The sequence below is a fragment of the Methanimicrococcus blatticola genome, from assembly GCF_004363215.1.
GTDB classification, from domain to species: domain Archaea; phylum Halobacteriota; class Methanosarcinia; order Methanosarcinales; family Methanosarcinaceae; genus Methanimicrococcus; species Methanimicrococcus blatticola.
Map to the genome: position 1 here is coordinate 84,707 of NZ_SNYS01000010.1, position 13,813 is coordinate 98,519.

12 protein-coding genes are annotated in these 13,813 nt (G+C 41.3%); 8 read left to right on the forward strand and 4 right to left on the reverse strand.

The window, feature by feature from the left end:
• Window positions 1-125 precede the first annotated feature (125 nt).
• The 3 genes from C7391_RS07070 (at window position 126) to C7391_RS07080 (ending at window position 4,688) form a co-directional block, all read left to right on the forward strand.
• Window positions 126-1,376: a cofactor-independent phosphoglycerate mutase gene (locus C7391_RS07070; protein WP_133517855.1), complete on the forward strand. Its 1,251-nt coding sequence runs from the start codon at window positions 126-128 to the stop codon at window positions 1,374-1,376.
• Between the two features lie 135 nt (window positions 1,377-1,511).
• Window positions 1,512-1,952, forward strand: a complete 441-nt coding sequence (locus C7391_RS07075; RefSeq protein WP_133517856.1) for an Hsp20/alpha crystallin family protein — start codon at window positions 1,512-1,514, stop codon at window positions 1,950-1,952.
• Window positions 1,953-2,183: 231 nt separating this feature from the next.
• Complete coding sequence (locus tag C7391_RS07080; protein ID WP_223610968.1) at window positions 2,184-4,688, forward strand: DEAD/DEAH box helicase; 2,505 nt, start codon at window positions 2,184-2,186, stop codon at window positions 4,686-4,688.
• A gap of 37 nt (window positions 4,689-4,725) precedes the next feature.
• Here C7391_RS07080 and C7391_RS07085 read toward each other — a convergent pair whose 3' ends face one another.
• Both C7391_RS07085 and C7391_RS07090 read right to left on the reverse strand, forming a co-directional pair.
• Window positions 4,726-5,550: an endonuclease VIII gene (locus tag C7391_RS07085; protein ID WP_133517858.1), complete on the reverse strand. Its 825-nt coding sequence runs from the start codon at window positions 5,548-5,550 to the stop codon at window positions 4,726-4,728.
• A 156-nt stretch (window positions 5,551-5,706) separates the two neighbouring features.
• Complete coding sequence (locus C7391_RS07090) at window positions 5,707-6,132, reverse strand: Sjogren's syndrome/scleroderma autoantigen 1 family protein (RefSeq protein ID WP_133517859.1); 426 nt, start codon at window positions 6,130-6,132, stop codon at window positions 5,707-5,709.
• Window positions 6,133-6,531: 399 nt separating this feature from the next.
• Here C7391_RS07090 and C7391_RS07095 point away from each other — a divergent pair, with 399 nt between their 5' ends.
• The 3 genes from C7391_RS07095 to C7391_RS08370 all read left to right on the forward strand — a co-directional run bounded on the left by C7391_RS07095 (window position 6,532) and on the right by C7391_RS08370 (window position 7,797).
• Complete coding sequence (locus tag C7391_RS07095) at window positions 6,532-6,804, forward strand: UPF0147 family protein (protein ID WP_133517860.1); 273 nt, start codon at window positions 6,532-6,534, stop codon at window positions 6,802-6,804.
• A gap of 337 nt (window positions 6,805-7,141) precedes the next feature.
• Window positions 7,142-7,549, forward strand: a complete 408-nt coding sequence (locus tag C7391_RS07100; RefSeq protein WP_133517861.1) for a hypothetical protein — start codon at window positions 7,142-7,144, stop codon at window positions 7,547-7,549.
• A gap of 104 nt (window positions 7,550-7,653) precedes the next feature.
• Window positions 7,654-7,797: a hypothetical protein gene (locus C7391_RS08370; protein WP_166627448.1), complete on the forward strand. Its 144-nt coding sequence runs from the start codon at window positions 7,654-7,656 to the stop codon at window positions 7,795-7,797.
• 337 nt (window positions 7,798-8,134) lie between these two features.
• On the opposite strand, the gene speB is transcribed toward C7391_RS08370, so the two are convergent.
• Both speB and C7391_RS07110 read right to left on the reverse strand, forming a co-directional pair.
• Window positions 8,135-9,016: an agmatinase gene (gene speB / locus C7391_RS07105; RefSeq protein ID WP_133517862.1), complete on the reverse strand. Its 882-nt coding sequence runs from the start codon at window positions 9,014-9,016 to the stop codon at window positions 8,135-8,137.
• 248 nt (window positions 9,017-9,264) lie between these two features.
• Entirely contained in the window at window positions 9,265-10,899 is a 1,635-nt protein-coding gene (locus C7391_RS07110; protein WP_133517863.1) for a methylamine methyltransferase corrinoid protein reductive activase, read from the reverse strand.
• Window positions 10,900-11,422: 523 nt separating this feature from the next.
• Here C7391_RS07110 and mtbA point away from each other — a divergent pair.
• Both mtbA and C7391_RS07120 read left to right on the forward strand, forming a co-directional pair.
• Window positions 11,423-12,445: a methylcobamide:CoM methyltransferase MtbA gene (gene mtbA / locus C7391_RS07115; RefSeq protein WP_133517864.1), complete on the forward strand. Its 1,023-nt coding sequence runs from the start codon at window positions 11,423-11,425 to the stop codon at window positions 12,443-12,445.
• A 722-nt stretch (window positions 12,446-13,167) separates the two neighbouring features.
• Window positions 13,168-13,812 carry a corrinoid protein gene (locus tag C7391_RS07120; protein WP_133517865.1) on the forward strand — a complete coding sequence of 215 codons (645 nt, stop codon included), beginning with the start codon at window positions 13,168-13,170 and terminating at the stop codon, window positions 13,810-13,812.
• Window position 13,813: the final 1 nt, after the last annotated feature.

Consider the following 13,813-nt stretch of genomic DNA (forward strand, 5'->3'; position numbering starts at 1 on the left):
ATTTTAGCAATTTTAACAATTTTAACAATTTTAGCAATTTTAACAATTTTAACAATTTTATTGAATTATTTTAAATCATTTCAGAATCAGAGAATTCAAATAACAATAAGGCATCACTCATTTTCATGAAATATATCGTTATTATCGGAGACGGCATGGCTGATCTCCCCATTACCGAGTTGGGCGGAAAAACAATTTTGCAAGCTGCAAACAAACCGAACATGGATTATATGGCTGAACATGGCAGGTCCGGACTCGCCGTCACTGTTCCTGAAGGTTTTTCTCCGGGCAGCGATGTCGCGAATATGTCTATTTTCGGCTACGATCCCGCTGTTTATTACACGGGACGCTCTCCGCTTGAGGCGCTCAGCATGGGCGTTTCTCTTCAGGGCAATGATTTGGCTTTTCGTACTAATTTAATTACAATCGGCAACGCTGACGGAACGGTCGGTGCTGACGGTCCTGTTTTGAATGATGCATATATTATTGATTACAGCGGCGGGCACATCACTTCCGAAGAAGCCGAAGAATTGATCAAAGCTGTCGACAAAGAGCTCGGAAACAGCAGGTTCAAATTTTATCCGGGAATCAGTTACCGTCATTTGCTTGTCGCGCAGGACAATTACGGTAAAGAATTAATGTTCACGCCGCCGCATGATATTACGGGGAAAAAAGCGTCTGACTATTTCCCTAAAGGGGACGGCGACGCGGCTCAAGTTTATTTGGATATGATGGCGGCATCTTACGCTGTTCTTAAAGATCATCCCGTTAATCGGAAACGTGTTGCAGAAGGAAAACTCCCTGCCAATTGCATTTGGTTTTGGGGTCAGGGCAACGCGCCCAAATTTGAATTGTTTGAAAAAATTCATCATAAAACGGGCGCGGTCATTTCCGCTGTTGATTTGCTCAAAGGAATCGGCATCTGCGCCGGATTGGATGTCATTGAAGTGGAAGGCGCAACCGGCTTTTTGGATACAAATTATATGGGAAAAGCAGATGCGGCAATTGATGCGCTGAAAACGAAGGATTTTGTTTTTGTTCACATTGAAGCACCGGATGAATGCGGTCACATCGGGGATTATCAAAAGAAAATGCAGGCCGTTGTTGACCTTGATTCTAAAATTGTGGCACCGCTTTTGGAATATGCAAAATCGCTGAACGAACCGTGCCGAATTTTGGTCATGCCGGATCATCCGACGCCGGTTGCTTTAAAGACACACACAAGCGATCCGATTCCTTTTGTCTTGTATGATACGCGTGAAATAAATGCGGATGGCGTATTGGTTTATGATGAATATTCCGCCCGAAACGGCAGTCTCGGGGAAATATATGCGCCCGATTTGGTCTCTTTGATGATTGATTCTGAAAATGAATAAAATTGGGTAATTTGAAGCATATTTTGAAATAGATTAATATATTTCTAACTCTTCTTAACTCAAATAATATGGAAAAATAATATATTTACTATTTATCTCAAAATCAAAAACGTCCGTTAGGAGGGATGAGGGGAAATGAATCCGTTCCAGAAAAAACCATCAAAAGAAAAGGATGAGCATGAATCTGAAGCTGAAAACAAATCATCAATTTTCAGCAAAATTACATCATTCGGAAAGCAGACAAAAGAAAACGCTTTCGGTGAGTTCAGGCAAACGCCGCTGATGGATTTAATTGAGCGCAAGAACGATATTGTTTTAAAAGCGGATCTTCCCGGCGTCACCAAAGATGATGTGACTCTTGAAATTCAAGACAGACTTTTAACGGTGCGCGCGGAATGTCTGACAGACATCGAAGAAGGCATTTACGTCCGCCGCGAAAGATTTTATCGAAAATATGAAGGCTCTGTTAACATTCCCGTTCAAATTGATGAAGAAAAAGCAACGGCGAAATTGGCAAACGGTGTTTTAACCGTTTTCCTTCCGAAAAAAATCGATACGATCGAAGTCGAAGATTAATTTTTTATCTTTCCCCTTTTCTTTTTCTCTTTATCACAGGCGACCGCTGCACGCGTCTCTCTCCCTCTCCATTTCGGCAATTTTAATAAAAACGCTGCCGATTGTATTTTTATTTTCTTCCTTTTCTCTTTTTCAATTTAATATTATTCAATAGTTTCACTTCGCAGGCTGATTATTTATAAGAAAAAGCGTCATAGAGCTATACAATAAATGAACCGGTTGGAGATACCTGTGTCGGAAGAAGCAGTAAACAAGCAATACATCAAGCATCCGCTGATTTTGGAGAACGCTGTTGAGCAGCGTCTGTATCAGCTCAACATTGTTGCCGGATGCACAACGAAAAATTCGCTTGTTGTTCTGCCGACGTCTCTCGGAAAAACGGTTGTCGCACTTCTTGTCATGGTGATGCGGCTTGAAAAAGTCGGCGGCAAGGTTTTGCTTCTGTCCCCGACAAAACCGCTGGTTGAACAGCATTTTGATTTCTTTTCGCGTGTCATGAAGTTGCCGGAAGGAAAAGTCAAAGCATTCACGGGCAGCATTTCGCCCGAAAAACGCCGGGAAATGTGGCAGGAAGCGGATATGATTATTGCAACGCCGCAAGTCATTGAAAATGATCTGCTCAATTCACGAATTTCTCTTAATGATGTTTCTTGTATTGTTTTTGATGAGGCGCACCGGTCTGTCGGCAATTACGCTTATACTTATATCGCTGAAAAATATGTTGCGATGGCTGATTCTCCTCTGATCTTGGGAATTACGGCAAGTCCCGGCAGCGAAAAAGAAAAAATCGATGAAGTCTGTAGCGCGCTTTCGATTGAAAATGTTGTTGTGAAAACGGAGGGCGACGCCGATATTAAACCGTATGTCCACAAAAAAGAAATTGAATGGATGACGCTTGAGCTTCCGAAAGAATTGGCCGAGATTCGTGAAGCTTTGAAAAAAATCTTAAATGAAAGATTGGACAAGCTGGCTGAGTTCGGGTATCCGCTGGATAAAAAATTCTTAGCCAAGCGTGATTTATTGGCGCTTCAATCTCAATTAATGGCGGAACTGAGAAATGAGACCGCCGATTCAAGCATTTATCAAGCCGTCTCCGTCATGGCGGAAATTATGAAAATTGAGCATGCGGTCGAGCTGATTGAAACGCAGGGCACAAAAGCGCTTTTGGCTTATTTGAAGAAAATGGATGAAGAAGCCGGAACTTCCGGCGCGAGCAAAGCCGTTAAGCGATTGGCAGCCGATCTCTATTTCCGCCAGGCACTTCATCTGACTGAAAAATGCGGCACCGAGCATCCGAAATTTTATGCCGTTCAAAATATTGTCAGCGAACAGCTTTCAAAATCGCCCGATTCCAAAATTATCGTTTTTACGAATTTCAGAGAAACCGCAAACATTGTCAAAGAAGCGCTTTCTGAAATTCCGGACATTCGCCCCGTTCGCTTTGTCGGTCAGGGATCGCGCAACAAAGACAAAGGGCTGACGCAAAAACAGCAAACTGAAATCATTGAACAGTTCCGCGCGGGCGATTATAATGTTTTAATCGCGACATCCGTTGCTGAAGAAGGATTGGACATTCCGTCAACAGACATGGTTTTGTTTTACGAGCCCGTGCCGTCTGAAATTCGAAGCATTCAAAGAAAAGGACGAACCGGTCGTTTCCAAACCGGCCGTGTCATTATGCTCATCACAAAAGGAACGCGCGACGAAGCGTATCGGTGGAGCAGCCAGAACAAAGAAAAACGTATGCTTTCCGAAATGAAAAGCCTTCAAAAAGAATATTCCGGAAGCGGTGCCAACCGACTGTCGAAAGTCGCTGAAAATGATCATCAAAATCAGAAGACATTTTTGGATTTTGAAAAAGACTTCAAAAGCAAATACGAAAATAGAAAATCGGAGCAGGTTTCAAATAACTCAACAGAGGTCGAATCCGGTTTAAAATCTGTTTCAGAATCCGGTTTAGAATCCGTTTCGTCTTTTAATGACACCCTCTCGGATTTTTCCAAACCTTTTGTTCGCTCTCATGCATTTTCTGAAAATTTCATTTCCGAATCCGACATTGAAATTCCTCAAGAGCCCCTTCAAGAGCAGCGGTTGAAAATATTAGCGGACACGCGTGAAATAAAAAGCGGTGTTTTGAAATGCTTGGACGCTTACGGTATCGAACTCAAAACGATGAAATTAGATGTCGCCGATTACGTTGTCAGCGACGACATGGCGGTGGAGCGCAAAACAATTGCCGACTTTAACGCCTCGTTGATTGACGGCAAGCGCAATTTGTTTTCTCAGCTGGTTGACCTTTCCAGAACTTATAAAAAACCTGTTTTAATCATTGAAGGCGATGCTGATTTGGCGGCCGGCCAAATGCATGAAAATTCCGTTCGCGGCGCGCTGCTTTCAATTGAAATTGATTTGAACGTTTCGATTTTTTACACAAAAAACGAAGAAGAAACCGCTTTGTTGCTGAAAATGATGGCCAAAAAAGAGCAGATCAATGAGAAAAAAACGGTGAATCCGCACGGCAAAAAGCCTGCCAAAACAACACATGAGCAGCAGGAATACATCCTGTCTTCCATTTCCGGCGTCGGTCCGAATGCCGCTCAGCTTCTCCTTCACGAATTCGGGTCGCTCAATAATATTTTTAATGCAAGCGAAGAAGATTTATGCCGCGTCAAAGGAATCGGAAAAGTGACGGCCAAACGCATTCATGAAGTCATGAAAGCGGAATATAAAAAATAAAATCAAATAATTCTTTCAAAGAATAAATATTTCCGATTCAGAGTTTTTGGCAGCCCGGACAAATATAAACCGTACCGCCCATCATTGTTTCTTTTTGAATCTCTGCGCCGCAGATTTTACACGGCGTTCCAACTGTTTTGTTGGACAGAAGCGTTTTGTAGCCGCCGAAGTTGCCGTAAATATCTTTTTCAACATCTCGGCCGCCGTCATCCGCCATTTTTTGAAGTGTTTCCTTGATGCTTTTAAAGAGCACCTTCTTTTCTTCATTCGAAAGCGAATTCAATTTTCGTTTCGGGTGCAGTTTAGAATTGTATAAAATATCCTGAAGAACACCGTTTCCGAGTCCGGGAATTCGTTGTTCTGTTGCTAAAAATGATTTTAAGTTCAGTGTCGGTTTGGAATCAATTATTAATTGATTAAAATAAGTTTCATCGAATTCATTCGAAAGCGGTGACGGTTTTTCAACAGCAATTGTGTAATACGGATTATCATTTTCACCTTTCGGATAAGCCCACATGCCGCCGTACATTTGAATCGAACAAACCAAAGCGGTTTTGTCTTCAAATTCAACAAGAAGCTGATGTTTTTCCGGTCTCTTCTCCTCTTTTTTTAAATATCGGATATTAACGCCTTCGCCAAGGAGCAGAATTTCATTTTCCAAAGAGATTTCAATGTATCCTGCAATCGGATTAATTTCTGTGATTGTTTTACCGTTCAAAAGAGACGGATAATTTTGAGGATCGCCGTAGAAAAAAGCGAATTTGTGAGGTGATTTACCGGCAACAATCAAGGATACGGTTTTTCCGGGAAGGATTTCTTTCATTTGATTTGAAATGACATAACATTCGGGCAATTCAATCATGTTTTCAGTTCACCGCCAATCATGTACCGGAAGTTCAAAATTTCCTAAATTAACGAACATTAAAACGAAAATAAATTTTAAAATTGTTAAAAAACTGAATCAAGTTAAAAAATGAATAATTGAAAAATAAAATGAATTTAAAATGAATCAAACGACTCAGTAGAGCCGTTCAATTAAATCCAAACCCTTTTCGATGATTTCCAAATATTCAAAGACGCGGCGCGGATCATTTTCATTTTGCATATCTTCGGCAATCGCGGTGATTTTGAGAAGGATTAATTCACGAAGTTGATCTTCTTCCGCGGAACAAGCCGTCGGTTCAATTGTACGGGCTTTGATTTCATCCATCGGCGTTCCGGATGCGGTTTGTTTTCTGCTTTCTTTTTTAGGTTTTTGAGTTGCGGCACTTTTTGAAATCGGCGCAGGGGTTTCGTTTGTTTCAACGCCGCTGCAAAGCGGACAAATGATTTCGCCTTTAAATCTGAACAAAGGCGCGCCGCATGTATCGCAATGATTGGCAAGCATCGTGCCGCCGTTTTCAAGGAATCGCGCTATCTTTTTTACGTTATCGTCTGAATCCATTTTTTCACCTGAATAATATATTGAATTTGAATAGAATTGGATTTTTCCCGTAATTAATCTTTCTCACGTTTTCGGGTTTTATCTGTTTATTTTTTCCGCTGTTGTTTTTTTGTCCGAGCGGATTTGTTCAAAGGTTAAATTTAAATGAGAGTTCTCTCTACTCAATTAAGTCCAAAAAGACGACATATACATAAAAGTAATAATCTATAACTTTAATTTAATTATTAATCAAATTTATTTATCAAAGAGTCCGAATCGGAATTTCAAAAACAATCATGCTTTGATTTGAAAAGGCCGACGGTGAATTTGTTTTGCCTTTTACGGTTTATCTTGCGTGTTTTTAGAATCTGTCAACGGGATAACGGCAGATGATTGATTCGACTCTCCTCAGGTGATATTATGGCATCCGATGAATACCAAAAAACTATTGATCAATGTATTGCGGAATTGGATATGATCGCAAACGACACATCCGTTCCGAGAAATATCAGACGTTCCGTGACGGAAATTATTGATGTTCTTAAAGATGAAAATCAAGAACTTTTCCTGCGCGCCGCGTCCGCACTCAAAACTCTTTCCGATGTCAGTTATGATCCGAACCTCCCGATGCACACCGGAACTTACATTTGGAGCATTCTCGGAAAGCTCGAAACAATTCCGCCGGAAGTTTAATCCGGTTTATTCTTTTTATTGTATTATTGCTATGCAATTTCTATCTCAAGCATCTCTTGAGTTCGGTCGGCTGTGTTCGTACCATGGCCGAAACATTTCTTTTTTATTTTTCATTCTGTTTAACCCGGTTTATTGTTTTTCATTCTGTTTAACCAGGTTTTTGTTTTACATTCTGTTTTTTATTTCTGCTTTATTTTGTTTTTCAGTTTTACATCATCCTGTATTCGAAAATCATTTCAAATAATTAAAAATAATTATATACTAATTAGGCATATTTTTATTCGCGGCATATATTATTTGGTTTTAATATTCTGTCGTTTAAAACGGGTGGTCAAAAATGAGTTTAAAGAGTATACTTCATCGAACAAATCTGAAAACGAAGCAGTTCACGGGAACCAATGGCGGTAATGCGGTTGTCGGTATTCCCGAGAATACAGAATTTGAATTGGTTAACGAAACTTTTATTTCAACGAACACGGCTGTTTATGTGGAAATTACATGCCGGAAAGATCCGTATCAGGATTTTGAAGCCGTCGACAATGAAACAAAAAAAGAATATCCGATTCAACCGGTTAAAAAACTCCGTCCTCGAACTGTTATTCGTATGCGTCCGGGGAAAGCCGGATATGAAGCGGACATTTATAACGAGCGCAATGATCAGGCCATTACGATTATGGTCGGTCCCGAAAATGATCAGAATTTGGATTTGCTTTTGGATATGATTAAATCGGCCAAGTTCATTTAATTTTTCAAAAAATTCACAAATAATACTATTTATAGAAGTTCTGAAAATATCTCTAATGTTGATTTATCAACATAAAAACACAAATCAAAAAAGGTGAATTAAAAATGAAAAAATTAATTGAGCTTTTGCTTATTATTACAATTCCGATTGCTTTGATTGCCCTTTTAATGCACCACCGTGAAGGCGGATGCTGCGGATCTAAATGCAAAAAGGACAAGAAAGCAGGCAAAAAAAAGCACATTTGGTAAACCCGGTTCACCAAATTCATTTTATGTAAAACAGAGACAGATTTGACAAAAAACGAAGGAAAATGATTTTCATTTTCCATGAAGTCTTTTTTTAATTGAATTATTTTTAAAGAGCTTTGCTTTTATTTTTAAAATGATTTTTAAAATGAGTTGCTCGGGTTTTATTTTGAAAAAAGTTTGCTGAGATTTTTTTATTGATGTAAAAAAATCCCGCTCCGTTTTTAATTGCCTTGCGCCGCTAAACTTCTGCGAAGTTTAGCTTATGCTCGGCCTCTCAAAGCTTCGCTGCGCTCAGCTTTTCGACGCCTCGCTTAGCTCAGCTTCTTCGAAGCTTCACTCAGCTCAGCTTCTTCGAAGCTTCGCGCGCAAAGATAAACTCTCTCATTAATTTTGTCGCCAATATTGCGGATTGCCCGTTATCATATTCCGGTGCAATTTCCACAATATCAAACCCAATCGTTTTCGGCGCAAACGCGCGCAGCACTTCACGCACTTCGCGGTCGGTCATGCCGAACGGCTCGGGCGTGCCGAGGCCGGGGCAGAAAGCGGGATCAAGCGCATCCATGTCTAAGGACAAATAGATGTGGTCGCTGTTTAAGTATTCCATGGTTTCCTTGATGATTTCTTTAATTCCCATCTCGAAAACGTCTTCGTTGGAATAAAATTTAATGCCTTCTTCGGCGGCATATTCCCATTCTTCGCGCGGGCCGCTGCGGATGCCGATGGAGACGTATTTTTTGGTAATGTCTTCCAGAATGTGGCGGGAAACGCAGGCGTGATTGTTTTTCAGGCCGCGGAAGTCTGTTCTCAAGTCGAAATGCGCGTCTAAAACCAAAACGGCGAAATCGTCTTTTTCGTCACACGCGTCATAGCACGCTTTAACAGGCGCGTACGTCAGAGAGTGTTCGCCGCCGAGCATAATCGGGAATTTACCGTCATCAACGATTTGTTTGGCGTCTTCATAAATCCATTCCAATGTTTCATCAATGTTGACGGAAACGAATGCATTGCCGGCGTCATGAACCAAAATGTCGGTCATGTCCAAATCATATTTCGGGCTGTACGTTTCAAAATTAATGGCCATTTCCCTCATTTTATCCGGTGCCCAGCGGCTTCCGGTTCTAAAAGATGAGGTGTTGTCAAACGGCGCGCCGAAAATAACGTATTCGGCGTCTTCATAATCATAGATTGCGTCAAAGAAAGTGGTCGGTACAAACATTTACCTATTTCCTCTTAATATTAAAAAACCGCATCATTTACTTGTTTCTCAAAGCACGATTGCGGGTACTAACAATCAAGTAAAATAAAATATCAGTATTTAAAAATTCGTTTTTTAAAATTTGAATGATTTGTTCTAAAAAAATAAAGAAAATAAAAACAGAAAGTAAATGTAAAGAAAATAAAAATGTGAAACCGAAAGTGAATTCCGGTTTCCTGGATTGTTTTTCCAATCTTTGTTTTTAAAATTTAAACATTTTCTTTATGAACCACTTTTAAAATGGAATGATTGACCGCATTTTTCGGGCAGTTCGTAATGCAGCGTTTGCAGCTGGAACCGAGACATTTTTGACTGTCAATCACAATGTAATTGTCGGGCTCTTCTTTGCGAACCGTAATCGCATTTTCCGGGCATGATTTCTCGCATTTGTGGCAGAAAATGCATCCTCTGGCAGGTGCTTCTAAGAAAACGCCGATGTGTTCGACCATTTTGACGCCTTCTTCACCGACATCATCAATGTCGCGGACAACGCGGCGTTCGACGTTCGGTTCCGGCGTGTCGTGCGGGAACGGCCTGAGCTTAAACATTCCCAGCATTTCATCGTACATTTCCATCGGCATACCCTGTTCCCAGTAAGACAGTTCGCAGACATAGATGTCTTTAAATGTTTGGGAAGTTGCCATCATCAAGTGGTCGGCCTGAATTTTTTTAGCCATTTTGTTGACTTCTTCCAATTGCTCGGGATGAACCGCCAATTTACGGGCCAATCCGATGGACGTGTTGCCGAACTGGATGATGTTTTTGGCATAACTCGGAACTGATCCGAGGTAAGCCGCTTTTTTGCCGTCAACATATGTGCCGGTCGCACCTGAAATATAAGCGTATTCGAGCTGATCGTAATCTAATCCGGCTGCTTCCATTAATGTCAATTGAGCCGCGCGAATGGCACCGATGGCTTTTCCGATTTCAACAACATCTTTTTCGGTAATTTCGATGCCGTCGCCGAGGATAACTTTGCCGTTCGGGAGGTTCGGAATTTTTGTCATCAATTTGCTTTTCAGCATGATGGACATACAGGAAATGACACCGGTTCCGGTGATGCCGACGGCTTCAATCTCACCTTTCTCGATAATTTCGCCGGTGACAGGATTGACCAAGTCGCCTTTGCCGGACTGCATCATCTCATCCAGCACGGTTAAGCGCCAGTAGTCACCTTCGATGTTGACATCGCTGATGGCGCCTGGTGCTGCCAGCATGCCGCACGGAATGCCCTGTCCTTCAATGGACGGACCGGCAGCGGCACTGGCGGTAATAATTTTATCGCCGACTTTGATTGCCATTTCCGCATTGGTGCCGTAGTCGGTGACCAAACACGGTTTTGTTTGATTGATGAAATCGGTTTCTGTCATCATTGCCAATGCGTCGGCACCGATTTCGTGTTTAATTGCGGGAGGGACGATGATTTGACAATTCGGCAAATCCATAACGCCTTTAAACAATTCATTTGCCGGGAAAATGCGCGCATCACGCTGAACGTTTTCAACGCCCAGTCTCTTCTGCTTTGTTTCGCCGGCATAAGCCAAATCACGGATTTCAATGTTCTGGAACAAAGAAAGCTGAATCGGGTTTCCGCAAATCGAGATGTAATTGATGTCTTTTAAATCGACATTAAAAGCGTCCAAGATTCTCTTAACTGTCTGAAGCATAACCTCATTGGCAACGTCTTCACCGGTCACGATTGCAAATTCCAAATGGTCAATCACGTTACCGCCGGGGAGCGGGTGCCCCATTGTAATGACGGTTTTAAGTGTCTCATTCGTTTTTTGATCAATCAGTTGCGCCCGAAAGCCGCTTGTTCCAAGGTCTAGTGCAATCACATACATTTTATAATCCACCTAATGCAGTTTTTGAAAATAATTAATGGTTATGAATTTCCCCGAAGCCGTTTAAATCTATCGGATATTCTAAGGATTATATGTTTGTTTAAGGGTCGTGTATTTACAAAAATCAATCTAATTGTATTTTTACAACAGGTTTGTTATTTTCTTGCCTTCAATGGATTTTATTCTCCCTTTTCTCTTTTCCTTTCCTCTACCTCTCTATTTAGGATAAATTATAAGAATCTTTAATGAATATTACGATTAAGTTTATCCGTTCGATTGGGTTTTTGAACATTTTGTTTTTGCATTTGCGCAAAATCATTGTTATTTGAAGACCCGTCAGATTTAATCGTAAAAGATAAACCATTTTACACGACATTTTGACGGTTAAATCGTCGAAACGGTTTACTGCTCGTCTTTTTCGGTTTACGCCGATTATTTCGAGCCGGCAATCGTGTACAAAACGATAACATGTGAATTATGTAATTTTCAACTTTGACTAAATCCTATTTGGGGGAGACAAGTTATGACAGAATACACACCTAAGGAAAGATTATACCGCGCGTTAAAGAAAATGGATGTTGACAGAATGCCCGCTGTCTGTTTCACACAGACCGCAACTGTCGAACAAATGGAAGCCTGTGGCGCCTTCTGGCCCGAAGCTAACGAAGAACCCGAATTAATCGCAAAACTCGGAGAAGCCGGTCACACAGTTGTCGGTTATGAAGCAATCCGTGTTCCTTTCGACATTACCGCTGAAGCAGAATTCTTCGGCTGCAAACTGAAAGCAGGAACCCGCGAGCAGCAGCCCTCCGTTGTCGGTCACGTTGCAGCAACACCCGAAGATGTCGACAAATTAAAAGACTTCAAATTCGGCGGCGACGCACGTGTTGACAGAGTTATCAAATCCATCGCCATTTTGAAAGAAAAATACGGTGACGAAATCCCGATTATCGGCTCTATGCTCGGTCCGTTCTCACTTGCACAGCACCTTAACGGCGACAACTGGTTCATGGGCCTCATGACCGACGACCCTGTCGTTCAGCCGTTGATTGACATGACCACAGACTTCTGTGTCCGCTATGCACAAGAAATGGTTAAAGCAGGTGCCTGCTGTATGGTCATCATCGACCCGACAGCCAGCTACGAACTCCTCGGCGACCAGTTCTATGAGAAATTCGCAATTCCGTACCACAAGAAGATTGCCGATGCAATGAAAGCATTGGATGTTCCGACAGTTCTCCACATCTGCGGTGACACAACAAAAGGCATCTACTTAATGGACCGTGCAGGCGTTGAAGGTATCAGCGTTGACCAGAAAGTGAATGTCAAAGCCGCTTCCGAAGCAGCAAAAGAAGCAGTTATTGTCGGTAACCTTGACCCGGTCCAGCTCCTCTGGAAAGGCACACCCGAAGACGTTAAAGCAGAATGCGCAAAAGTCTATGCAGACGGTGCAAGAATTGTTACCGTTGGCTGCGGTACTGTTTCCGCAACCCCGACAGCAAACTTAAAAGCACTTGTCGAATTCGCAAAAGAATCAAAATACTAATTTAAATTATCAGAATGATTTATTCATTCTGATCCTTTTTCTTTTATTCTTATCCGTTTTTTTCATGTTTTCGCATTTTTTGTTTTCTATTATTACATTCCTTTGTTTTTGTCTTTGGTTGATTTGTTTTAACTTGTCTTATCTCCCTGTCTTCCGGCTGATTATGGTCTTTTTTGGTGGCGGGAGGGCGTTCTCTTTTAAAACTTGCGGTTGAAATCTCGTTTTTGAAAATTTTAAAATTTATTTTTTATTCTTTTTTCGGAAATTTCAGTTTTGTTTTTTCATAAAAATAAAAAAATTAAAGTTGTTTTTGAAAAATTCTGTATTTTTTTTGTTTTTCATTTTCAATCAGTCTCTCTATTGGTCTTGTTTTCGTCCATTTTTCATTCTATTTTTTTAAAAACCCCTCTCTATTTTTTATCAACTTATATCTTTTGTAACGCTTTATTATTTTACAAAAGCCTTGTTAATTGTATAGGGGAATTGAAAAGTTCACTTAGATTTAAGTTATATAGGAAATTCGCCCAATGTAAAGAGTGAATTACACTCGTAATTCATTCATAGCAGATTGAAATGGGGATTTTAATCTGTCTAAACGTTTTGTGTCATTTCGCATCGTAACGATATAACAGGATAACTCATTCGTATATTCCGTTATACGCGCGCAATGTGAAATGAGTGTACGATTTTAGACGTACATGTTTTGTACGGAGGTAAAAAATATGTCAGATATCTTTAAGGAATTAGCAGACGCCGTTATGACTCAAAACATCAACGGCACCGTTGAGAAAACAAAAGAAGCTCTTGCAAACGGAACACCCGCTCTTGACATCATTCAGAAAGGCCTTTCCGAAGGTATGAAAGTTGTCGGCGAGAGATTCGAAACCGGAGAACTTTTCTTACCGCAGATCATGATGTCCGCAAAAGCAATGAGCGGCGCAATGGAAATTCTTGAACCCGAACTCGCAAAAGGAGACGGTTCCGAAAGCGCAGGATACTGCATTTCATTCGTTCAGGCAGGCGACATCCACGACATCGGTAACAGATTGGTTTCCACAATGCTCGGTGCAAACGGTTTTACCGTTAAAGTTCTCGGTGTTGACATCGAAAACGAAGTTGTCGTTGACGAAGTTAAGAAAGCAGGCGCTGACAAAGTTCTTCTTGTCGGTTCCGCACTCATGACAACCTCAATGCTCGGCCAGAAAGACTTGATGGTCATGATCAACGAAGAAGGCATCCGCGCAAAAGTTAAATGTATGTTCGGCGGCGCACCCGTTTCCCAGTCCTGGATTGACGAAATCGGCGCAGACGGTACAGCCGAAAACGCAGCAGACGCAGTTGTTGTTGCAAAGAAGATTATGGCCTGAG

What these genes read in the sequence shown, in the direction of transcription:
- C7391_RS07070 (WP_133517855.1), top strand. Translation starts at nt 126, where the DNA reads ATGAAATATATCGTTATTATCGGAGACGGCATGGCTGATCTCCCCATT.
- C7391_RS07075 (WP_133517856.1), top strand. Translation starts at nt 1,512, where the DNA reads ATGAATCCGTTCCAGAAAAAACCATCAAAAGAAAAGGATGAGCATGAA.
- C7391_RS07085 (WP_133517858.1), bottom strand. Translation starts at nt 5,550, where the DNA reads ATGATTGAATTGCCCGAATGTTATGTCATTTCAAATCAAATGAAAGAA.
- C7391_RS07090 (WP_133517859.1), bottom strand. Translation starts at nt 6,132, where the DNA reads ATGGATTCAGACGATAACGTAAAAAAGATAGCGCGATTCCTTGAAAAC.
- C7391_RS07095 (WP_133517860.1), top strand. Translation starts at nt 6,532, where the DNA reads ATGGCATCCGATGAATACCAAAAAACTATTGATCAATGTATTGCGGAA.
- C7391_RS07100 (WP_133517861.1), top strand. Translation starts at nt 7,142, where the DNA reads ATGAGTTTAAAGAGTATACTTCATCGAACAAATCTGAAAACGAAGCAG.
- C7391_RS08370 (WP_166627448.1), top strand. Translation starts at nt 7,654, where the DNA reads ATGAAAAAATTAATTGAGCTTTTGCTTATTATTACAATTCCGATTGCT.
- speB (WP_133517862.1), bottom strand. Translation starts at nt 9,016, where the DNA reads ATGTTTGTACCGACCACTTTCTTTGACGCAATCTATGATTATGAAGAC.
- C7391_RS07110 (WP_133517863.1), bottom strand. Translation starts at nt 10,899, where the DNA reads ATGTATGTGATTGCACTAGACCTTGGAACAAGCGGCTTTCGGGCGCAA.
- mtbA (WP_133517864.1), top strand. Translation starts at nt 11,423, where the DNA reads ATGACAGAATACACACCTAAGGAAAGATTATACCGCGCGTTAAAGAAA.
- C7391_RS07120 (WP_133517865.1), top strand. Translation starts at nt 13,168, where the DNA reads ATGTCAGATATCTTTAAGGAATTAGCAGACGCCGTTATGACTCAAAAC.